19 protein-coding genes are annotated in these 20,414 nt (G+C 72.4%); 13 read left to right on the plus strand and 6 right to left on the minus strand.

Annotated elements, in window-relative coordinates:
• Positions 1-125: 125 nt before the first annotated feature.
• Entirely contained in the window at positions 126-1,286 is a 1,161-nt protein-coding gene (locus AB0C16_RS16305; RefSeq protein ID WP_357683345.1) for an acyl-CoA dehydrogenase family protein, read from the minus strand.
• Between the two features lie 61 nt (positions 1,287-1,347).
• On the opposite strand from AB0C16_RS16305, the gene AB0C16_RS16310 reads away from it, so the two are divergent.
• The 4 genes from AB0C16_RS16310 (at position 1,348) to gdhA (ending at position 5,963) form a co-directional block, all read left to right on the plus strand.
• Positions 1,348-2,526: a CoA transferase gene (locus tag AB0C16_RS16310; protein WP_357683347.1), complete on the plus strand. Its 1,179-nt coding sequence runs from the start codon at positions 1,348-1,350 to the stop codon at positions 2,524-2,526.
• Positions 2,523-3,197 (plus strand): GntR family transcriptional regulator, encoded by a 675-nt coding sequence (locus tag AB0C16_RS16315; RefSeq protein ID WP_357683350.1) that lies wholly within the window; start codon positions 2,523-2,525, stop codon positions 3,195-3,197. Before AB0C16_RS16310 ends, AB0C16_RS16315 begins: the two co-directional genes overlap by 4 nt.
• A 251-nt stretch (positions 3,198-3,448) precedes the next feature.
• Positions 3,449-4,525 (plus strand): C45 family peptidase, encoded by a 1,077-nt coding sequence (locus AB0C16_RS16320; RefSeq protein ID WP_357683353.1) that lies wholly within the window; start codon positions 3,449-3,451, stop codon positions 4,523-4,525.
• A gap of 94 nt (positions 4,526-4,619) precedes the next feature.
• Positions 4,620-5,963, plus strand: coding sequence for an NADP-specific glutamate dehydrogenase (gdhA, locus tag AB0C16_RS16325; RefSeq protein WP_357683355.1), 1,344 nt, complete (start codon positions 4,620-4,622; stop codon positions 5,961-5,963).
• A gap of 101 nt (positions 5,964-6,064) precedes the next feature.
• Here the strand turns inward: gdhA and AB0C16_RS16330 are convergent, their stop codons facing one another.
• From AB0C16_RS16330 to AB0C16_RS16340, 3 genes are all read right to left on the minus strand, one after another.
• Positions 6,065-6,844, minus strand: a complete 780-nt coding sequence (locus AB0C16_RS16330) for a DUF2249 domain-containing protein (protein ID WP_357683357.1) — start codon at positions 6,842-6,844, stop codon at positions 6,065-6,067.
• A 123-nt stretch (positions 6,845-6,967) separates the two neighbouring features.
• Complete coding sequence (locus tag AB0C16_RS16335) at positions 6,968-7,417, minus strand: hemerythrin domain-containing protein (protein WP_357683360.1); 450 nt, start codon at positions 7,415-7,417, stop codon at positions 6,968-6,970.
• A gap of 76 nt (positions 7,418-7,493) precedes the next feature.
• Positions 7,494-8,330, minus strand: a complete 837-nt coding sequence (locus AB0C16_RS16340) for an SAM-dependent methyltransferase (RefSeq protein WP_357683362.1) — start codon at positions 8,328-8,330, stop codon at positions 7,494-7,496.
• 54 nt (positions 8,331-8,384) lie between these two features.
• Here AB0C16_RS16340 and AB0C16_RS16345 point away from each other — a divergent pair, with 54 nt between their 5' ends.
• Complete coding sequence (locus tag AB0C16_RS16345; RefSeq protein WP_357683364.1) at positions 8,385-8,651, plus strand: IclR family transcriptional regulator C-terminal domain-containing protein; 267 nt, start codon at positions 8,385-8,387, stop codon at positions 8,649-8,651.
• 8 nt (positions 8,652-8,659) lie between these two features.
• On the opposite strand, the gene AB0C16_RS16350 is transcribed toward AB0C16_RS16345, so the two are convergent.
• Positions 8,660-11,032: a protein kinase gene (locus tag AB0C16_RS16350; protein ID WP_357683367.1), complete on the minus strand. Its 2,373-nt coding sequence runs from the start codon at positions 11,030-11,032 to the stop codon at positions 8,660-8,662.
• 225 nt (positions 11,033-11,257) lie between these two features.
• Between AB0C16_RS16350 and AB0C16_RS16355 the strand changes: the two genes are divergently transcribed.
• Complete coding sequence (locus AB0C16_RS16355) at positions 11,258-12,169, plus strand: hypothetical protein (protein WP_357683369.1); 912 nt, start codon at positions 11,258-11,260, stop codon at positions 12,167-12,169.
• On the opposite strand, the gene AB0C16_RS16360 is transcribed toward AB0C16_RS16355, so the two are convergent.
• Positions 12,170-13,120, minus strand: a complete 951-nt coding sequence (locus AB0C16_RS16360; RefSeq protein WP_357683372.1) for a sulfotransferase — start codon at positions 13,118-13,120, stop codon at positions 12,170-12,172.
• A 121-nt stretch (positions 13,121-13,241) separates the two neighbouring features.
• Here AB0C16_RS16360 and AB0C16_RS16365 point away from each other — a divergent pair, with 121 nt between their 5' ends.
• From AB0C16_RS16365 to AB0C16_RS16395, 7 genes are all read left to right on the plus strand, one after another.
• The gene (locus AB0C16_RS16365) at positions 13,242-13,424 is read left to right on the plus strand and encodes a hypothetical protein (RefSeq protein ID WP_357683375.1); all 183 of its coding nucleotides are present in this window, start codon (positions 13,242-13,244) and stop codon (positions 13,422-13,424) included.
• Between the two features lie 331 nt (positions 13,425-13,755).
• Positions 13,756-14,775 (plus strand): ABC transporter substrate-binding protein, encoded by a 1,020-nt coding sequence (locus AB0C16_RS16370; protein WP_357683378.1) that lies wholly within the window; start codon positions 13,756-13,758, stop codon positions 14,773-14,775.
• Positions 14,772-15,572, plus strand: a complete 801-nt coding sequence (locus AB0C16_RS16375; RefSeq protein ID WP_357683380.1) for an ABC transporter ATP-binding protein — start codon at positions 14,772-14,774, stop codon at positions 15,570-15,572. The genes AB0C16_RS16370 and AB0C16_RS16375 overlap by 4 nt, the downstream gene beginning before the upstream one ends.
• Positions 15,565-16,455 carry an ABC transporter permease gene (locus AB0C16_RS16380; RefSeq protein ID WP_357683383.1) on the plus strand — a complete coding sequence of 297 codons (891 nt, stop codon included), beginning with the start codon at positions 15,565-15,567 and terminating at the stop codon, positions 16,453-16,455. The genes AB0C16_RS16375 and AB0C16_RS16380 overlap by 8 nt, the downstream gene beginning before the upstream one ends.
• Positions 16,455-17,798, plus strand: coding sequence for an LLM class flavin-dependent oxidoreductase (locus AB0C16_RS16385; protein WP_357683386.1), 1,344 nt, complete (start codon positions 16,455-16,457; stop codon positions 17,796-17,798). Before AB0C16_RS16380 ends, AB0C16_RS16385 begins: the two co-directional genes overlap by 1 nt.
• A gap of 200 nt (positions 17,799-17,998) precedes the next feature.
• A complete protein-coding gene (locus tag AB0C16_RS16390; RefSeq protein WP_357683388.1) occupies positions 17,999-18,550 on the plus strand; it encodes an NAD(P)H-dependent oxidoreductase in 552 nt (183 codons plus the stop codon).
• Positions 18,551-18,871: 321 nt separating this feature from the next.
• Complete coding sequence (locus AB0C16_RS16395; protein ID WP_357683391.1) at positions 18,872-20,410, plus strand: helix-turn-helix domain-containing protein; 1,539 nt, start codon at positions 18,872-18,874, stop codon at positions 20,408-20,410.
• Positions 20,411-20,414: the final 4 nt, after the last annotated feature.

The raw sequence follows: 20,414 nt of genomic DNA on the forward strand, positions 1-20,414 counted from the left end.
TCCGGCGGCGCGTTCAGTGGGAAGCGGCCAGTGGGAAGCGGCCAGTGGGAAGCGGCCAGTGGGAAGCGGCCAGTGGGAAGCGGCCAGTGGGAAGCGGTCAGTGGAAGGCGGTCAGTGGAAGGCGGTCAGTGGAAGGCGGACAGGCCGGTGAGGGCGCGGCCGATGACCAGCGTGTGGATCTCGGAGGTGCCCTCGTAGGTGAGCACCGACTCCAGGTTGACCGAGTGCCTGATCACCGGGTATTCGAGGGTGATGCCGCTCGCTCCCAGCATCGTGCGGCACGTCCTGGCGATGGCGATGGCCTCGCGCACGTTGTTCAGCTTGCCCACGCTCACCTGCTCGGGGGTGATCTCGCCGCGCTCCTTCAGCCGGCCCAGGTGCAGCGCCAGCAGCATGCCCTTGCCCAGCTCCAGCGCCATGTCGGCGAGCTTCTCCTGGGAGAGCTGGAAGGACGCGAGCGGCCTGGCGAAGATCTGCCGCTCGGCCGCGTAGGCGAGCGTGGTCTCCAGGCAGTCGAGCGCCGCGCCCATCGCGCCGAACACGATGCCGAAGCGGGCCTCGTTCAGGCAGCCGAGCGGCCCGGACAGGCCCCGCGCGCCGGGCAGCATGGCCTCGGCGGGCAGCCGGACCTCGTCGAGCACCAGCTCGCTGGTCACGCTGGCCCGCAGCGAGACCTTCTGCTTGAGGTCGTGCGTGGTGAAGCCCGGCGTGCCGGCCGGCACCAGGAAGCCGCGGATGCCGTCGTCCGCGCGGGCCCAGACGACGGCGACGTCCGACACCGAGCCGTTGGTGATCCACATCTTGGTGCCGTTCAGCACCCAGTCGGAGCCGTCGCGTCTGGCCGTGGTGCGCATGCCCGCGGGGTCGGAGCCGAAGTCGGGCTCGGTGAGGCCGAAGCAGCCGATCCGCTCGCCGGCGGCCATGGGGGGCAGCCACTCCTGCTTCTGCTCCTCGCTGCCGTACTTCCAGATCGCGTACATGGCCAGGGAGCCCTGGACCGAGACCAGGCTGCGCAGGCCGGAGTCGGCCGCCTCCAGCTCCAGGCAGGCCAGGCCGTAGGCGACGGCGCCCAGGCCGGCGCAGCCGTACCCGTCGAGGTGCATGCCGAGGACGCCCACGGGGCCGAGCGTGCGGGCCAGCTCGCGCGCGGGCAGCTCGCCGGCCTCGAACCAGCCCGCGACGTGCGGCCGGATCTCCTGGTCGCACACCTTGCGCACGGCTTGGCGGATGTCCCGCTCCTCGTCGGTGAGGAGGCTGTCGATGGCGAACAGGGCCGAAGGATGCATGGGAGACTCCTAAGATTGGATCCAGTATCGATTATCCAATATGACATAAGGTGCGTTCGCCATGGACCAGCTCGACCTCGAAGGATCCGCCGCGCCCCGGAGCGCCCCACCCGGCCCGGGGGCGCTCTCAGGGCTGCTGGTCGCCGACTTCAGCCGGGTGCTGGCCGGCCCGTACGCCACCATGCTGATGGCCGACCTCGGCGCCGACGTGGTCAAGGTCGAGCGGCCCGGCGCCGGCGACGACACCCGCTCCTGGGGGCCGCCGCACGCCGGGGAGGTGGCGACCTACTTCCTGGCCGTCAACCGCAACAAACGGTCGATCGCCCTCGATCTGCGCGACCCCGGCGACCTGGAGACGGCCCGCGCCCTGGCCGCCCGCGCCGACGTGCTGGTGGAGAACTTCCGGCCGGGCACCATGGACCGGCTCGGCCTCGGCTACGACCGGCTCGGCGCGGTCAACGAAGGGCTGGTCTACTGCTCCATCACGGGGTTCGGTGACGGCGCGGGCGCCGAGTTGCCCGGCTACGACCTGATCGCGCAGGCCGTGGGCGGGCTCATGAGCGTCACCGGCGAGCCCGGCGGGCCGCCCATGAAGGCGGGCGTGGCCCTCGTCGACGTCATCACCGGGCTGCACGCGGCGATGGGCGTGCTGGCCGCGCTGCGCCACCGCGACGCCACCGGCAAGGGGCAGCGCGTCTCGGTGTCGCTGCTGTCGTCGCTGCTGTCCGCGCTGACCAACCACGCCTCCGGGTACGCCGCCGCCGGAGTCGTGCCGCGGGCCATGGGCAACCGGCACCCCAGCATCGTGCCGTACGAGGTGTTCCAGGCCGCCGACCGGCCGATCGTCATCGCGGCGGGCAACGACCGCCAGTTCCGCGCCCTGTGCGAGGTGCTCGGCCGGGCCGACCTCGCGGCGGACGCGCGATTCGCCGGCAACTCCGACCGCGTCGCCCACCGGGAGGCCCTCGTCGCGGAGCTCACCCGGGCCCTCGCCGCCCGCACCGCCGACGACTGGTACGCCGCGCTCACCCCCGCCGGAGTGCCGTGCGGCCCGATCAACGACCTGGCCGCCGCCTTCTCCTTCGCCACCGAGCTGGGCCTCGCACCGATGGTCGGCGAGGGGGCCGCGGCCCAGGTGGCCAACCCCATCGGCCTCACCGCCACGCCGCCGAGCTACCACCTCGCCCCGCCCGTTCTGGGACAGGACGACGAGTGGGTTCGTGAGATATTGGGCGGATGACCTCGGTAGAAGGACGTCGCAGGCCGCCCACGGCCCAGCAGTTCGTCCTGGGCGAGCTCAGGCGCGCCATCACCACCGGCCGCCTGCGGCCCGGCGACCCGATCAGGCAGGAGGCGCTGGCCGAGGAGTTCGCCGTCAGCCGGGTCCCGCTGCGCGAGGCGCTGAAGACCCTCGAAGGCGAAGGACTGGTCACCTACCAGGCGCACCGCGGCTACTTCGTCGAGCAGCTCTCGCTCGACGACCTGCGTGAGGTCTACGTCATCCGCGACCTCCTGGAGGGCGAGGCCGTCCGGCGCGCGGTCCAGCGCCTCACCGACGCCGGCCTCGACGTCCTGGCCCAGGCGCAGGCCGACGTCGAGGCGGCCGCCGCCGCGGCCGACGTGCTCGCCATGGCCGAGGCAAACCGGCGCTTCCACATGACGATCTTCGAGTGGTCGGGGCTGCCGCGCCTGGTCAGGCTGATCCGCACGCTGTGGGACTCGACCGACGCCTACCGGTCGATGTACTACAGCGACGAGCTCAACCGCGAGCGGGTCATCGACGAGCACCGCGTCACGCTCGACCTGCTGCGCCGCCGCGACACCGAGGCCGTGGTGGCCCTCCTGGCCGCCCATCGCGGCCACGCGGTGGCGGCCATCGAATCCGTCCTGCGCCCCGTCGCCGGCGCCTGAAGCCCGGCGATCGGTGAGCCGTCCCGCGTGCCGGGCGGCCCGACACGGCGGGACCCTCCGGCTCCAGGTAGCCCTTCGAGAGGATCATTGACAGGGTTGTCCCTTTCACCGTGCGCGTAACGGGCCGGCAGTCGATGGTCGAGTTCACCTGAAGGAGCCCGTACGCGAGCGTGTCAGGGACGACCTCCGAGCCGGGCCGCGTGCGCATCCCGCGCTCGCCCGACTGATGGGGCCCACGAGGAAGGACGGCTGTGAGACTGCACGAGCACGACAGCGGGGGGCGTCGCTCGCCGGAGCGCGGCAGGGAGTTCGGGCGGGTGTGGGCGTCGCGGATCCACACGGCGATCGCCGCCTACCGCCGCCACTACCTCCAGCTCGGCATCGACCCGGACACCTGCGCCGCCGTCTCCGAGAAGTCCTGCCAGGCGCTCTTCGCCTGGCATCCGGCCCTGGGCGAGGAGCTGGAGTCGATCGCCGGCGGAGCCGGGATCACGGTCGCCGAGCTCGGGCTGCTCAACTCCCGCACCGAGATCCTGGCCGCCGCGCCGCCCAAGGGCGACGGGGAGTGCTCCACGGTGGCGCGGGCCCGCGCGGACGGCCCTCCGGTCGCCTTCCAGACGTGGGACTGGCACCCCCACCTGGTGCCCGACGCCGCGCTGTGGCGCTATTCGCCCGCGCCCGGGCGCTGGGTCAAGACGTTCACCGAGCCGGGCATGCTGGCCAAGATCGGCCTCAACAGCGCGGGCCTGGGCGTGAACTTCAACCTCCTGCACCACCGGGCCGACGGCGCCGGCGACGGCGTCCCCGTGCACGCGATCGCCCGCCGCATCCTCGACGAGGCCGGCACCGTGCGAGAGGCCGTGGACCTCGCCCGATCGGCCACGGTCAGCGCCTCGACCGCCATCACCGTGACCGCCCTCGCCCCGGTCGCCGAGGCGGTCTCGATCGAGCTCACCCCGGCCGGCACGGTGGCGATCCCGGCGCGGGCGGACGGCTGGCTCATCCGGACCAACCACCTGCTCAGCCCCTCACTCCGCGACGGCGACGTCAGGCACCCGACCAGCACGACCCTGCTCCGGTACGCGCACCTCGACAAGGCGCTGCCCGCCGGCGAGGCGGCCGGCGGGCTTCCGGAGCTGGCCGGCCGGCTCTGCGGAGAGGCCGGGGACGAGGCCCCGATCTGCATGCGCGAGGACCTCCGGCTGCCCGAGCCCGCCCGCAGGCGCACGATGCTCACGGTCCGCCTCGACCACGCGGGCGGGTTCATGGAGTACTGGCCGGGCACCCCGGCGGACGTGGCCGAGGAGGGACACGCCCGCCGCTTCTGAACGCGGCCCGGAGCTGATCATGGGACACCCGGATCGAACCGGTTCGGAGCACCCTCTAAAGTGAGGATGAACCGGGAATGAGCTGGGAGAATCTGTGCTGCACGAGAAATTGTCGTCGATCTATGACAACGTCCTCCGCCGCAACCCCGGTGAGATCGAGTTCCACCAGGCGGTGCGCGAGGTGCTGGAGAGCATCGGCCCGGTCCTGGGCAAGCACCCCGAATACGCGCAGTCCAAGATCATTGAGCGCATCTGCGAGCCCGAGCGGCAGATCATCTTCCGGGTGCCGTGGGAGGACGACCAGGGCGAGGTCCACATCAACCGCGGCTTCCGCGTCGAGTTCAACAGCGCGCTCGGGCCGTTCAAGGGCGGGCTGCGCTTCCACCCGTCCGTCTACCTGGGCATCGTGAAGTTCCTCGGCTTCGAGCAGATCTTCAAGAACAGCCTCACCGGGCTGCCCATCGGCGGCGGCAAGGGCGGCTCCGACTTCGACCCGAAGGGGCGGTCCGAGCGCGAGGTCATGCGCTTCTGCCAGAGCTTCATGACCGAGCTCTACCGCCACATCGGCGAATACACCGACGTGCCCGCCGGTGACATCGGCGTCGGCGGGCGCGAGGTCGGCTTCCTGTTCGGCCAGTACAAACGCATCACCAACCGCTACGAGTCCGGCGTGATCACCGGCAAGGGCCTCGCCTACGGCGGTGCCCAGGTCCGCACCGAGGCCACCGGCTACGGCTGCGCCTTCTTCGTGGAGGAGATGCTGAAGGCGCGCGGCACCTCCTTCGAGGGCAAGCGGGTCGTGGTCTCCGGCTCCGGCAACGTCGCCGTCTACAGCATCGAGAAGGTCGAGCAGCTCGGCGGCCTGGTGGTCGCCTGCTCCGACTCCTCGGGCTACGTGATCGACGAGAAGGGCATCGACCTCCGCCTGCTCAAGCAGATCAAGCAGGTCGAGCGCGGCCGGCTCGACGCCTACGCCGCCCGCCGCGGCGACCACGTCGTCTTCGTGCCGGGCCGCAGCGTGTGGGAGGTGCCCTGCGAGGTGGCGATGCCGTCCGCCACGCAGAACGAGATCACCGGCCGCGACGCCGTCGCGCTGGTCCAGGCCGGCTGCCTGGCGGTCGGCGAGGGCGCCAACATGCCGACCACGCCCGAGGGCATCAAGGTGTTCCTGGAGGCGGGCGTCGCCTTCGGCCCCGGCAAGGCCGCCAACGCCGGCGGCGTCGCGACCAGCGCCCTGGAGATGCAGCAGAACGCCAGCCGCGACTCCTGGACCTTCGAGTTCTCCGAGCTCCGGCTCCAGGAGATCATGCGCGACATCCACGGCCGCTGCCTTGAGGCCGCCGACGAGTACGGCATGCCCGGCAACTACGTGGCGGGCGCCAACATCGACGGCTTCCGGCGGGTCGCCGACGCGATGCTGGCGCTGGGTCTCATCTAGCCGGGTCCCATCCACCCGAACCGTCGGCGCCGGCCGGCCGTGGTGAGCCACGCGTTCCGCGGAACGGACGACCGGGCTCGCGGCGAGGTCAGCGGCGGCGGTCAGGGGCGCCCGATGCGCACCCGCCACACGTCCGGGCCCGACTCGACGTAGTCCCAGGTGAACTCGCCCGGATAGTCGGCGGCGAACTGGTGATGGAGCGGCTTCGGGTCGTGGTCGTTGACCAGCACGAACGCCGTGCCCGGCGGCAGCTCGCGGAAGGTGCCGAAGATCTGGTGGTGGCGCTGGTCGTGGGACACGCGGCGCACGTCGAGCTCGCCGACGACGTCGCCACCCGCCGCCTGCCCGTCCTGCCCGTCCTGTACGTCCTGGGCGGCGCCGCACGCGCAGTCACCGCATCCGCATCCCTCCTCGGCGGCGGGTTCGCCGAGGATCTCGTGCATCCCGTCGAGCAGGCCGGCGAGGTCCACGCCGGCGTCGGCCAGGGCGGGCAGCAGGACGTCGTTCTCCTTCTCCAGGTGTGCCTGGAACAGGGCGTTCAACGAGGCGGCGGCGCTCACGATCTCGCCCATGGTGCCCGCCTTCTCCAGCTCGCCGACGAGGTCGCGGAGGATGACGTGCTCCCTGGTCATGGAGCGCACGAGCAGCGCGGTCTCAGGCCGGCTCGCCGCGACGCGGTACAGGGTCTCCTCCTCCGCCGCCGCGTGCGGGAGCACCTCCTCGGTGCAGTAGGCGACCAGCACCTCCTGCCGGGCGGACGGCGACATCAGCCGGTCGACGGAGCGGGCGATGGTCACGGAGTGGTCGGCCATCGTCCGGCCAAGCTGGTCGTGGTGGGCGCGAATGGTCGCCAGGACGGAGTCCTGCGAGTGTGTGGTCATGGGAGCTGCTCCCTGGATATCTGCGGCCGATGATGATGACCACGCTAGGCACGCGTCCGCGCCCGCAGCCATGTGCGCAGGTCACCTCGTCAAGGGACTTTCGTCCCCGGTTTCCCGGGCCGTTCAGCCCTTGAGAGATGCCGGTCGATCGGGGGTGATCCGGTCCCAGGCGGGCAGCGGCAGCATGATGATCGACGCCGGGAACAAGCCGTGCTCCTCGTGGTCGATGTGCCGGCGCAGCGCGGCCAGCGCCTCCAGCACCGCGGGCCAGTCCGGCGACGCGCGGTCGACCGCGCCGAGCACCCCGTGGATGTCCTGGTGCTCGGCGCAGAGCCGGTCGACCTCCTCGGCCAGCGATCCCTCGGCGCGCAGCTCGGCGAAGAGGCCGGTCTCCTCGGTCGCGGTGTGCGGCATCAGCTGAGCGAGCAACTCGTCCAGGAGGGCCTGGGCGTCGTCGTGGCGGCCTTGGTCAATGGCTCTGCGGAGGGCTCCGGCGGTCTCCCCGATCGCCCAGTGCTCGTCGGAGAGCCTGCCGATCAACGGGAAGTCCCGGCAGCCGCAGTAGTTGCACATCGTGTGATCCCTCGATAGCGGTACGCGACTCCCAGGATCGGCGAGCCGGGGACGCCCCGGTAGGGTCCGATGGCGGTCAGGGAGAGGACGTTGGTCCTTGGGCCGGGCCCTTGCGGGCGAGCCCGGCGGCGACCCACGTCTTCTTCGCCTCCTGCTCCGACACCGGCGTCTCGGGCCGCCACTGGCGTGCGTAGACGAAGCCCGGATCGACGAGTTCGAGCCCGTCGAAGAAGCGCGCTGCCTGGTCGCGGGTGCGCGGACCGCCGTCGGGGCGGCCGAGCGCCTCCCGGTAGATGTCGGCGATCTGCTCCGCGACGTCCGGGCGGGTGTCGAACACGGCGTGGGTGAGGCCGAGATGGCTGCCGGCCGGCAGCCGCTCGCACAGGCGCGCCACGCTCTCGAACGGGCCGTCGCTGTCGGGGATGTACTGCAGCGAGCCGAAGATCAGCACGGCTACGGGCCGGTCGAGGTCGATCAGCCGTCGCAGGCCGGGGTCGTCGACCAGCTCGTCCGGATGGAGGACGTCTCCCTCGACCACGCCGGTCTGCTCGTTGGTGGCGAGGATCGCCCGGGCGTGGCTGAGCACGACCGGGTCGTCGGCGACGTAGACCACGTGGGCGTCGGGGGCGAGCGACTGCGCGATCTCGTGCGCGTTGCGCGCGGTGGGCAGCCACGAGCCGATGTGGACGAACTGCCTGACGCCCTGCTCGACGAGGTGCCGCACGACCCTCTCGCGGAACGCCTGGACCTGCTCGCCCATGGCCCTGGCCTCCGGAGCGAGGGCCAGCACCTTCTCGACGGCTTCGCGGTCGGCGGCGAAGTTGTCCTTGCCGCCGATGAAGTAGTCGTTCATACGGGCGACGTTGGGAGTGCCGGCCGATATGCGCGGCCGCCGGCGGGACGCGTCACTCATCCGTGATCTCCTGTTTCCAGCACGTTACGAGGACGGTAGCAGGTTGCCGGTGTTTTGCGTGATCGAACCGCTTTGTCCGCAGGCGGCGCGCCAAGGGCGCTCACGGACGAGCAGCTCGCCCTGGGCATCCGGTCTGTCGCCGCTCCGCTGCGCGACGGGCTCGGCAACGTCGTCGCGGCGCTCAACGTCAACGCGCACGCCGCCGAGACGTCCATGGAGAAGCTGACGGACGAGTACCTTCCGCTGCTGCTCAGGGCCGCCGGGGCGATCAGCGCCGACTGGGCGCTCTGCGAGGCCGTGCCCCAGGTCACGGCGTCCTGACCCCTGGGTCAGGCGGCGCCGAGGCTCCAGACCCGTACGTAGTCGTCGGTCGCCGCCACGGCGACGGGACGTCCGGCGAGCCGGGTCAGGGCCAGCGCCCGGATCGGCTCGACGTGCAGCCTGCCGATCGTCTTGCCGTTGGTGAGGTTCCAGACGCGCAGGACCGGGTCGTCGGACGCGGTGTGGGCGGTGGCGGCGATGGGCACACCGTCGAGCTCGCCCACGACCAGGGCGCTGGTGCCCCGGTCGTCGGGGCTCCGGCGGCTGAACGTCCAGGTGCCCGTCCGCTTGCCGGTGTCCATGTCGTAGACGCGCAGTGTGGCGTCGAGGTGGGTGGACACGACGACGGGGCGGCCCTTCACCCGGCCGCAGGCCAGCCGCTCGATGCCGCCGATCTCGCCGGTGCCGAACCCGCGCAGCAGCTTGCCCGTCGCCAGGCGCCACACCCGGACCTGGTTGTGGCCGTCTCCGGTGACGGCCACGTCGGCGTCGCCGAACCGGCCGAACGCCACGCCGTTGACGCCCTGGAAGTGGAGCGGGATCCTGGGGCCGATCGGCTTGCCGGTGGCGATGTTCCAGAACCGTACGGTGCTGGTGAGGTCGGCCATGGCGTCGTACTTCTCGGAGATCGCGACCGGCGCGGCGGCGATGTGCACGGCGAGGACGGGGTCGCTCAGCCGGTGCTCGGCGACGGGCTCACCGTCCGGTGTCCACAGCCGGACCGTGTCATCGGGGTGCCCGGTGGCCACCGCCGGTTTCCCGCCGGCGTTGCCGTAGGCCACCGAGGTCGCCCTGTCGCCTGAGCCGCCGAGCCGGCGGGGCCCCGTCGCGCTGGCGGTGGCCGTGTCCCAGGCCAGTGCCGGCCCCTTGGCCAGGGCGCAGACGATGGCAGAGCCCGCCGAGGCGAGGGCGACCGGTGTGCCGTCCAGGGAGATGGGCTCCCCGATCGGGGAGCCGAGCGGAAGACCGGCGGACGTGGGGGCGGGGGTGGGAATGGACGTGGAGGTCGGGCTCGGCGTGGCGGGCCGGTCGGTGCCGGCCGCGACAGGCGAGCTGGAGGGTGAGACCGGGCCGCCCTGCCTGCCCCCTGACCGGGTGAGGGCGACGGCGGAGACCGCCACGGCGGCGGCTGCCGCGACGCCGCCGATCAGGACCCGGCGGCTCATCGCGGCGGCCGGACGAGGCACGGTCGGCGCCTCGGTCGCGGGCACAGGCACGGACGCGGTCTCGGGACCGGGCATGGACGCGAGAGCGTGTGCGGGACCGTGCGCGGGCGCGGGCATGGACGCGAGAGCGGGCGCGGGCGCGGGCACGGACTCGGGGCCGCGGCCGGGCATGGACGCGGGACCGGGCATGGAGGCGAGACCGGGCGCGGATGCAGATGCGGGCGCGGGCACGGACTCGGGGCCGCGGCCGGGCATGGACTCGGGGACGGACGCGGACTCGGGGACGGACGCGGGCGCGGACGCGGACGAGGGGGCAGGCGCAGGCATGGGGGCGGGGGCGGGTGCCAGGCCGGGTGTGGGGGCGCCGGGCGGGGGGATCGTTCCGGCACCGCCAGGTGGGGGGATCGTTCCGGCTCGGCGGGTCAGCCACTGGAGCAGGTCGGGCGGTGTCGGCCGGGCGGCGGGATCCTTGGCCAGGCAGGCGTGGATCGGCTCGGCCAGGTGGGATGGCAGGCCGGCGAGGTCGGGAGCGCCGCTCAGCACGCCGTTGAGGACGGCCGGGATCGTGTCACCGGTGAAGGGAGGGTGGCCGGTGGCCGCGAACACCATGGTGCCAGCCCAGCTGAAGACGTCGGAGGTGGGCCGGACGGCCTCGCCCCTGATCTGCTCGGGCGACATGTAGGCGGGAGTGCCGACCGGGCCCGAGGCGCGCGTGGTGCCGTCGAGCGCCTTGGCGATGCCGAAGTCGATGACGATCGGGCCTTCGGGGCCCATCAGGACGTTGGCCGGCTTGAAGTCGCGGTGCACGATCCCGGCCAGATGGATGGCGGTGAGCGCGGTCAGGGTGGAGATCGCCAGCCGGTCGAGCCCGCCGCCCGTGCGGGGGCCGGAGGAGCGCACGAGAGCCTGCAGCGTGACGCCCGGGACGAACTCGCTCACGATGTAGGGCTGCTCGCCGAGCACGCCGACGTCCAGCACGCTGGCCGTGCAGAACGCCGCCACCCTGCGCGCGGCCTCCACCTCGCGTAAGAAGCCCCGCCTGACGTCGTCGTCGTGGCTCAGATGGCTGTGCAGCAGCTTGATGGCGACTTCGCGGCCCGAGTCGGCGACTCCGCGGTAGACCACGCCCTGTCCGCCCGAGCCGAGCACGCCGACGAGCCGGTAGACACCGATCCGCTCGGGATCGCCGGGCCGCAGCGGGCGCACGTCGGGCATGCGGCTCCCCCTTTTCGGACACGGCTTCGGCGATCTACCAGCCTAGGGCCGTTCGCGCCGGCCCCGGAAGACAGGGCCCCGGAAGACAGGACCAGGGAAGAAGGGGCCAGGGAAGAAAGGGGGGTCGCGGCACGTTTTCCGTAAAGTCCCCTTGAAATGCATGAATTCCTAAAGTGAAGGTGAGTAGCCGTGCCCAGCTCCGCGCCGTGGCCTAACCTCATGCCCATGTCGATGGATGAGGACGTTCGCCGTCTTGCCGGCCTGCTGCCCGACCCCGACCGCGCGGCTGTCGCGGTCGTGCCGCCGACCTCGGGAGAGGGGCACTGGGCGGGTGCCCCCAGCGCCGTCGCGGCCGACGGGTTCGTCTATCTCGCCTACCGGCTGCGGAGACCGGTGGGCGAGGGGCGCGGCTACGCGGTCGTGATCGCCCGTTCGGCGGACGGCGAGCGCTTCGAGACCCTGACCACGATCACCCGCGAGCGGATGGACGCGGAGTCGCTGGAGCGGCCCACGCTGGTGCGCGTGGCCGACGGGCACTGGCGGCTCTACCTGAGCTGCGCCACCCGGGGGACCAAGCACTGGCGGGTGGAGGTGCTCGAGGCCGGCGACCCCTCGGGGTTCGACCCGGACTCGCGCGCCACCGTCCTTCCGGGTGACCCGAAGACGGGGGTGAAGGACACCGTGATCGTACGGCGGGGCGGCACGTGGCACCTGTGGGCCTCCTGCCACCCGCTGGCCGACCCCGACGAGGCCGACCAGATGGTGACCGACTACGCCACCAGCGCCGACGGGCTGGAGTGGACATGGCACGGCACGGCGCTGAGCGGACGCCCGGGGATGTGGGACTCGCGGGGCGCCCGGATCAGCGCCGTACGGTTCGTAGGGGATCGGGTGCTGGCGTTCTACGACGGCCGCGCCACGGCGGCGGAGAACTACGAGGAGCGCACCGGGATCGCCGCGGGCATGGATCCCGCCGCGCTGACCCCGCTGGGCGACGCCCCCGCCGCGGTGTCCGCCCACCAGGGGGGCGGCCTGCGCTACCTCGACCTCGTCGAGCTGCCGTCGGGCGGCGTCCGGCTCTACTACGAATACACCCGCCCCGACGGCGCCCACGAGCTGCGCACCGAGCTTCGCTGATCACGCCGGGGGCGGCCGGCCGTTCCTCGACTGCCGCTGGCCGGGCGGCCGGGTGCCGACCAGGCCGCCCGAGCGTTCCCTGGGCCGCAGCCAGCCGCCGAAGTCCTGGCCGGTGACCCGCTGGAGCAGCTGGACGTCGGCCGCGAAGTAGGGGATGAGCCGCTGCCGCTGCTCCCAGGTCAGCGGCCGGCGGGAGTCGCCGCGGTGCTGGAGCAGCTTCTCGATGGGCGCGGCCAGGCTGGAGGGGACCCGCCGCCGGAACGACGACAGCAGCGCGTGTCGCGGGCTCGCGTCGGGGTGGGCCGTGACGTTCTCCTTCGGGAGCACGGTGAGCAGGCCGCGCCGCACCCCGAGGAAGGCGCAGATCCGGTCGAGCGTCTCGGCGGGCCGGTCGACGAGGTCCCGGTAGCGGAAGATCAGCACCTGCTCGCGGGGGAACACGGTGAACAGATGGGCCAGTTGCTCGCCGTACCTGCCGAGTCCCACGTAGTGCCAGAAATGCGCCCATCCGGCGGCGATCCGCCGCTCCTCCTCCGCGCAGGCGCGCACCACGTCGCCGATCGGTTCCAGCCCGGCCGACCACAGGTGCGTCCAGTTGGAGTGGGCCCGCTCCACGGGATCGCGCAGGATCACGATGAGCCTGGCGTGTGGCACGGCCTCGCGGATGCGCCGCTGCGCGGCCAGGTCGTACAGGTAGAAGGGGGTGGCCTCGCCGGTGAGGGTCCCCGGGGGCGCCGCGGCGAAGAGCGCCTCGTAGTCCTCGCGCCGCCAGACGTGCTCGCGGTAGGTCTCCGCGTCGCCGGGTCCGCCCTCGGTCGGCGGCGGGCCGTCGGTGAGGAAGTACTTCGGCTCCTTGACGGGGGACAGGAAGAGGTCAGGATGCCGGTGAAGGGCGGCGTGCAGGGCCGTCGTCCCTGCCTTGGGGACACCGATGATCAAGAAATCCGGCATGGGCACGGGCGACCTCCCAATTTCCACGCTACCTATACCTAATTACCTACCAAATATGTGGGATGCTTCAAGTATGGGTTTGGACGGAACCCGCTCACCGAGCGAGCACACTGAGACGCCGTTGAACGCTGCGATCATGGCCGGGCGGTGGATCCGCTCGGCGGCCGTCGACGACCATCGAGGGCGGCACTGGCAGGCCAACCCCGACCCCCGGGGCAGACCGGCCGTCGGCACGGAGCCCGCGTCCCTGTACGCCGGGGCGGCCCTTCCCTGCCATCCCCATCCCCACCACCCGCGCCCCTGACGACCCCTTCTGATCGGCCCGATCAAATATTTCATGTAAAACAAGTAGGGAATATTGACTTGAGGTCGGACGGCGGCGTACGTTGCCGGTATGAGCCAGGGAACGAGCCTGACCAGGCGCCCGCACGTCGACTTCGGTCACGTCGCCAGCGCGCAGTGTCGTTGATCACGGACCGCTAGCGGCCGGGCGGCCCGAGCCCCCGGCGACCCGTCCTCGTGCCCCCGGCGTGGGCCGACGCGGCCCACGCTCCCCGACGAATCCCGTTCCCCGCGTCCCGCGCCATCGTGCGCGGGCGCGGCGTGAGCATGCCTCTTCCCGTGAGGACACTTCCGTGATCACAACCAGACACGTCCTGTCATCCGTCTTACTACTGGCCGCGACCGTCGCGTGCGGCTCGGCCGAGGGCTCCGCCGTGGCGGGCGGCCCGGAGGTGACCGAGCTGCGCTACCAGGGCAGCGTCGGCGCCGTCACCTTCGCCGAGCTGGCCGAGGAGCTCGGCTACCTCGGCGGTGTCAAGCTCAAGTGGGTCGGCGACACCACCAGCGGCCCGCAGGACATCCAGTCGGCCGCGACCGGCCAGGTCGACTTCGGCGGCGCCTTCAACGGCGCCATCATCAAACTCAGGGCGGCCGGCGCGCCGATCAGGGCGGTCGTCGGCTACTACGGCTCCGACGAGCGCAGTTTCAACGGCTACTACGTGCCCGAGGGCAGCCCCATCAGGACCGCCCGCGACCTCATCGGTAAGAGGATCGGCGTCAACACGCTGGGCGCCCACCACGAAGCGGTCATCAAGGAGTATCTCCGGCGCGAGGGGCTGACGCCCGACGAGATCAAGCGGGTCGAGCTCGTCGTGATCCCGCCCGTCAACACCGAGCAGGCCCTGCGCCAGGGACAGCTCGACGTGGGCACGCTGGGCGGTGTGCTCAAGGACAAGGCGCTGGAGCGGGGCGGCCTGCGGCCGCTGTTCACCGACGTCGGGCTGATCGGCCCGTTCACCGCGGGCTCCGTGGTCCTGCGCGAGGACTTCATCGCCGACAACCCCGGCACCACCAGGGCGTTCGTCTCCGGGTTCGCCAGGGCCGTCCTGTGGGCGCAGACCCGTTCGCGCGAGGAGGTCGTGGCCACGTACGAGAAGATCATCGCCAAGCGTGGCCGGAACGAGGAGGCGACCACGGTGCGGTACTGGAAGAGCACCGGGATCGCGGGCCAGGGGGGAGTGATCGCCGACAAGGAGTTCCAGACCTGGATCGACTGGCTGCGACGCGAGGGCGAGCTCCAGCCGGGCCAGGTGCGGTTGACCGACCTGTTCACCAACGAGTTCAACCCGTACGCGAAGGGGCACGCGTCATGACCACGAAGATCGGCCTCCGGGGCGTCGGCAAGGTGTTCCGGGTCAGGGGAGCCGACCGGCCGTTCACCGCGCTGGACCGGATCGACCTCGACATCCGCGACGGCGAGTTCCTGACCCTGGTCGGGCCGAGCGGCTGCGGCAAGTCCACGCTGCTCGACCTGATCGCCGGCCTCACCCCGCCGAGTTCGGGGCAGATCGCCATCGACGGCGTCCCCGTCACCGGTCCGGGGCTGGACCGCGGCATCGTCTTTCAGCAGTACGCCCTCTTCCCCTGGCGCACCGCCGCCGGGAACGTCGAGTTCGGCCTGGAGGCCAAGGCCGTGCCGAAGCGGGAGCGGGCCGAACGCGCCCGGCACTTCCTGGACCTCGTCGGGCTGGCCGGGTTCGAGGAGCGCTACCCGCACGAGCTGTCGGGCGGCATGCGCCAGCGCGTGGCCATCGCCCGGAGCCTCGCCTTCGACCCGGACGTGCTGCTGATGGACGAGCCGTTCGCCGCCCTCGACGCCCAGACCAGGGAGTCGCTGCAGGAGGAGCTGCTGCGCATCTGGGAGAAGACCGGCAAGACGGTCGTCTTCATCACCCACGGCATCGACGAGGCCGTCTACCTCGGGCAGCGGGTCGCCGTAATGACCTCCCGCCCCGGCCGGATCAAGGAGGTGGTCGAGGTCGCGTTCGACTCGCGTGCGGGCGACCTGCGGGCCGAGGCCCGGTTCGGCGAGTACCGCCACCACCTGTGGAACCTGCTGCGCGACGAGGTCGCCGCGGCCCAGCGAGAGGAGGCGACCTCCGTTGCCTGAAGCCGCCACCCGTACCGAAGCGCCACCGGAGCCCGGTGACACCCACAGCTACGACCTGCCCGACGACGACGCCGAGCCGGACGAGCCGGAAGGCGACGACAGGCCGGCCAGAGCCCGGAGGCGGCTGTGGCGGGCCGTGTCCACGGCCGCCGGCAGGTCGGCGGCGATCGTGCTGCTCCTCGCGCTCTGGGAGGCGCTGCCCAGGCTCGGCGTGGTCGACCGGGTCTTCCTGCCCCCGCTGTCGGAGGATCTGGCGGCGGGGTACGACCTGCTCGTCAGCGGCCGGCTCGGCGAGCATCTCGGCGCCTCGGTGCTGCGGTCGCTGGCCGGGTTCGCCCTGGCCATCGTGCTGGCGATCCCGCTCGGCCTCGCCATCGGCTGGTATCAGCCGGTCGCCGACTTCCTCAGCCCGGCGCTGGAGTTGTTCCGCAACACCTCGGCAGTGGCGCTGCTGCCGGTGTTCACGCTGATCCTCGGCATCGGCGAGACCACGAAGGTCACGTTCGTGCTGTACGCCTGCGCCTGGCCGATCCTGCTCAACACGATCAGCGGGGTGAAGACCGTGGAACCGCTGCTGGTCAAGTCGGCCAGGTCGATGGGGCTGGGCCCGGTCCGGTTGTTCCAGAAGGTCGTCCTTCCGGCCGCAGTGCCGACCATCTTCACCGGGATCCGGCTGGCCGGGGCGTACTCGATCCTCGTGCTGTTGTTCGCCGAGATGGTGGGCGCCAAGGCGGGGCTCGGCTACCTGATCCAGGCCTCGCAGTTCAGCTTCCGCATTCCCGACATGTACGCCGGCATCATCACGATCTCCGTCGTCGGCCTGCTGTTCAACCAGCTCCTGATCACCGTCGAACGTCGATTCTCCACCTGGAGGACCACCTGATGACCGCTCGCCACCTGCACCTCAACGCCTTCCTCATGGGCGTCGGCCACCACGAGGCGGCCTGGCGCCACCCGAGCACCGAGCCGGCCCGGCTGACCGACGTACGCCACTACCAGGAGCTGGCCCGCATCGCCGAGCACGGCAAGCTCGACTCGGTGTTCCTGGCCGACGGCCTGGCCCTGACGGGCGACGTCCGGCACAACGCCCTGGGCGGGCTGGAGCCGCTGACCCTGCTGTCCGCCCTGGCCGCCGTCACCGACCACATCGGCCTGATCGCGACCGTGTCCACGACGTACAACGAGCCCTTCCACGTGGCGCGCAAGTTCGCCTCGCTGGATCACATCAGCGGGGGCCGGGCCGGCTGGAACATCGTCACCTCGGCCGGCGAGGCCGAGGCCCACAACTTCGGCGTCGAGCGCCCGGCCCACGCCGACCGCTACGCCCGGGCCGACGAGTTCCTGGAGGTGGTCACCGCGCTCTGGGACAGCTGGGAGGACGACGCCGTCGTGGGCGACCGAGGGCGGGGCGTCTACGCCGACACCGGGAAGATCCACCCGATCGAGCACGCCGGTGAGCACTTCCGGGTCCACGGGCCGCTGAACGCCGCCCGCCCGCCGCAGGGCCGCCCGCTGCTGGTCCAGGCGGGTTCTTCGGAAGGCGGCAAGGAGTTCGCGGCCCGTCACGCCGAGGCCGTCTTCACCGCCCAGCAGACGCTCCGCGACGGCCAGGAGTTCTACGCCGATCTCAAGGGCCGCCTCGCCCGCTACGGAAGGCGCCCCGACGAGCTGCTGGTCCTGCCCGGCCTCTCGCCGATCCTCGGCTCCACCGAGGGCGAGGCGCTGCGTCTGGAGAAGGAGCTGGAGGAGCTGATTATCCCGGTTTACGGCCTCTCCCAGCTGGCCACCATGATCGGGATCGAGCTGGGGGAGGACGCGCTCGACCGGCCGCTGCCGGCCGACCTCGTGGCCGAGACCGAGGGAGCGCAGAGCCGCCGGCGGCTGGTCATCGACCTGGCCAGGCGAGACGGCCTGACGGTCCGGCAGCTCATCGGGCGGCTGGCCGGAGGCCGTGGCCACCGGGTCGTGGCCGGCACGCCCGAGCAGGTCGCCGACCAGATTCAGGAGTGGTTCCACAACGGCGCGGCCGACGGGTTCAACATCATGCCGCCGCTCCTGCCGGGCGGCCTGGCCGACTTCGTGGCGTACGTCGTGCCGGAACTGCGGCTCAGGGGCCTGTTCCGGCACGACTACGACGGGCGTACGCTGCGCGACCACTACGGCCTGGAGCGGCCTCCCTCGCGTCACGCCCACGGCCGCGAACTCGCCGAGGCGGCGACCTCGTGAGCCGCCCGGCGGGTGGCCCGGTGGGTGGCCCGGTGAGCGGCGGGGTGGTTGGTCCGGTGAGCGGCCCGGTGAGCGGCGGGGTGGTTGGTCCGGTGAGTGGCCCGGCGAGTGGCGGGGTTGGTGGTCCGGTGAGTGGCCCGGCGAGTGGCGGGGTTGGTGGTCCGGTGAGTGGCCCGGCGAGTGGCGGGGTTGGTGGTCCGGTGAGTGGCCCGGCGAGTGGCCCGGTGGGCGGCATCGTGGCGTTGGTCGGCAATCCCAGGAGCGGGTCCAGGACCCTGGCCGTGGCCGTGGAGGCGGCCGAGACCCTCGGCCGGCGTCTCGGCCATGCCGCCGCCCCCGAGCTGATCGACCTGTCGGCGCTCGGCCCGCACCTGCTCGCGGCCACGCCGTCGCCGGCGGTGGAGGTGGCGCTCGAACTGGTCGCGGGGGCGGACCTGCTCGTGGTCGCCAGCCCGACCTACAAGGGCACCTACACCGGACTGCTCAAGGCGTTCCTCGACCGGCTGCGGCCGGACGCGCTGGCGGGCACGGTGGCGCTGCCCCTGCTGGTCATGGGCGACCCCCGGCACGCCCTGGCGGTCGAGGTGCACTTTCGGCCGCTGCTGGTGGAGCTGGGCGCCGGCGTGCCGACACCCGGCCTCGCGCTGGTCGAGTCCGACCTTCCGCGGCTGGCCGAGGTGCTGGACGCATGGTACGACCGGGTCGTCCCGCAACTGGACGCGGCCGTCCAGAAGGCGGCGAACACGCACTGAGGAGCCGCGGCCCAGGAGTCGTGCTGGGGAGCGGCGCCCACGAGCCGCGCCCACGAGCCGCGCCCACGAGCGGGGCCGAGGAGCAGGGCCCACGAGCAGGGCCCACGAGCGGGGCCGAGGAGCAGGGCCCACGAGCGGGGCCGAGGAGCAGGGCCCACGAGCAGGGCCCACGAGCAGGGCCCACGAGCAGGGCCCACGAGCAGGGCCCACGAGCGGGGCGGAGGAGCGGGGCCGCCCGGCGAGCGTCGGGCGGCATTCTGCCTGTCGTCGCGTGTACGCTGCGCGGATGCGGCGCGACGACGGGGCAGGTGAGCGCGGCGGATGCTGAGACTGGATCGGCTGGTCAACGTTCTCGGGGGTTACGGGGCGAGGTTGCTGAGCGCTCCCGCGTCGCGTGACGTGGAGCTGCGCAGCGTGGTGGTGCACGACCCGACCGACCCCCGACCGGCGACGGGCGACGTGTTCCTGTCCGTCGGCGTGGAGTCCGCGGCCGAGGCCGTGCGGCTGGCGCGGGCCGCGCGGGCGGCCGCGGTGCTGGTGCGCGAGAGCGCGCCGATGGACGAGGCCGCGCTGGCCGAGGCGCGTGACGGCGGGATCGCCGTGCTGCTCGTGGACCCCGCGGTGTCCTGGAGCCAGCTCTTCGGCGTGGTGTACGGGCTGGTGCTCGAAGGGCGCGAGACCGAGGCCGGGCGGGGGCCGACCGATCTGTTCGCGTTCGCCGACTCGCTCGCCGCCGAGCTCGGCTACCCGGTGACGATCGAGGACCAGATGTCGCGGGTGCTCGCCTACTCGGGCTCGCAGCAGACCGCCGACCCGGTGCGCCTGGAGACGATCCTGGGCAGGCGGGTGCCCGACGCCATGCGCGGCCTGCTGGAGAGCAAGGGCGTGTTCGCGCACCTGGCGACCTCCGACGAGCCGCTGTTCGTCGAGCCCTCCCCGGCCCACGGGCTGCGCGGTCGCATGGTGGTCGCCGTACGGGCGGGGCGCGACCTGCTGGGGTCGATCTGGGTGGAGTGCGAGCAGCCGCTGACCGGCCCGGCGCGGACCGTCCTCGGCGACGGGGCGCGGGCGGTCGCGTTGCACCTGCTGCGTTCCCGGGTCAGCGCCGACCTGGAGCGGCGGGTGGAGTCCGACCTGGTCATCCAGCTGCTGGAGGGCACGGCCGACGTCTCGGCGGTGATCAGCCGGTTGGGGCTGCCGGGCGGGCAGTTCCGAGTGATCGCGCTCCAGGCGCACATCGCCGAGGAGAGGCACGCCGCGATCCTGCTCGCCTTCGAGCGCGCGACCACGGGTTTCGGCTGGTCGCGGCCCGGCCGGAGCACGTTGTTCGGCAACACGCTCTACACGGTGCTGCCCTCGGGCGGCGACGTCACGACCGCCCTCGACTGGGTCGCCGCCATCGTGAACGTGCTGCCGCGGCGGGTCACCGTGCTCGCCGGGGTGGGCGGCCAGGCGACGCCCGCCCAGCTGCCGGCGAGCAGGCAGGAGGCCGACGAGAGCCTCGCGCTGCGGGCGTCCCGGCCCGGGGGTGGTCCGGCGGTCGTCTACGACGATTCCTGGGACGAGATCCTGCTGCAGCGGCTGCGCGCGGCCGCCTCGGCGGGGCGGACCCCCGCCCGGGGGCCGGTCGCCGAGCTGACCCGGCACGACGCGGAGCACGGCACCCGCTACATCGAGACGCTGCGCGCCTGGCTCGACGCGCAGGGGGATCTGGCCGTCGCCGCAGGCCGCCTCGGCGTCCATCCCAACACGGTCAGATACCGGCTGCGGAAGATGGCCGCGATCACCAACCTGCGGCTCGACCTGCCGGAGAAGCGGCTGGCCATGATCATCGCACTGGCGGTCGACCAGGGCAGGTGATTGT

The organism is Nonomuraea sp. NPDC048916 (assembly GCF_040649575.1).
Classification (GTDB): Bacteria; Actinomycetota; Actinomycetes; order Streptosporangiales; family Streptosporangiaceae; genus Nonomuraea.

Bases quoted from the DNA above. Each gene is read 5' to 3' on its own strand.
- AB0C16_RS16330 (WP_357683357.1), bottom strand. From the start codon at position 6,844: ATGACCACACACTCGCAGGACTCCGTCCTGGCGACCATTCGCGCCCAC.
- AB0C16_RS16375 (WP_357683380.1), top strand. From the start codon at position 14,772: ATGACCACGAAGATCGGCCTCCGGGGCGTCGGCAAGGTGTTCCGGGTC.
- AB0C16_RS16310 (WP_357683347.1), top strand. From the start codon at position 1,348: ATGGACCAGCTCGACCTCGAAGGATCCGCCGCGCCCCGGAGCGCCCCA.
- AB0C16_RS16335 (WP_357683360.1), bottom strand. From the start codon at position 7,417: ATGTGCAACTACTGCGGCTGCCGGGACTTCCCGTTGATCGGCAGGCTC.
- AB0C16_RS16305 (WP_357683345.1), bottom strand. From the start codon at position 1,286: ATGCATCCTTCGGCCCTGTTCGCCATCGACAGCCTCCTCACCGACGAG.
- AB0C16_RS16395 (WP_357683391.1), top strand. From the start codon at position 18,872: ATGCTGAGACTGGATCGGCTGGTCAACGTTCTCGGGGGTTACGGGGCG.
- AB0C16_RS16315 (WP_357683350.1), top strand. From the start codon at position 2,523: ATGACCTCGGTAGAAGGACGTCGCAGGCCGCCCACGGCCCAGCAGTTC.
- AB0C16_RS16385 (WP_357683386.1), top strand. From the start codon at position 16,455: ATGACCGCTCGCCACCTGCACCTCAACGCCTTCCTCATGGGCGTCGGC.
- AB0C16_RS16360 (WP_357683372.1), bottom strand. From the start codon at position 13,120: ATGCCGGATTTCTTGATCATCGGTGTCCCCAAGGCAGGGACGACGGCC.
- AB0C16_RS16340 (WP_357683362.1), bottom strand. From the start codon at position 8,330: ATGAGTGACGCGTCCCGCCGGCGGCCGCGCATATCGGCCGGCACTCCC.
- AB0C16_RS16350 (WP_357683367.1), bottom strand. From the start codon at position 11,032: ATGCCCGACGTGCGCCCGCTGCGGCCCGGCGATCCCGAGCGGATCGGT.
- AB0C16_RS16355 (WP_357683369.1), top strand. From the start codon at position 11,258: ATGTCGATGGATGAGGACGTTCGCCGTCTTGCCGGCCTGCTGCCCGAC.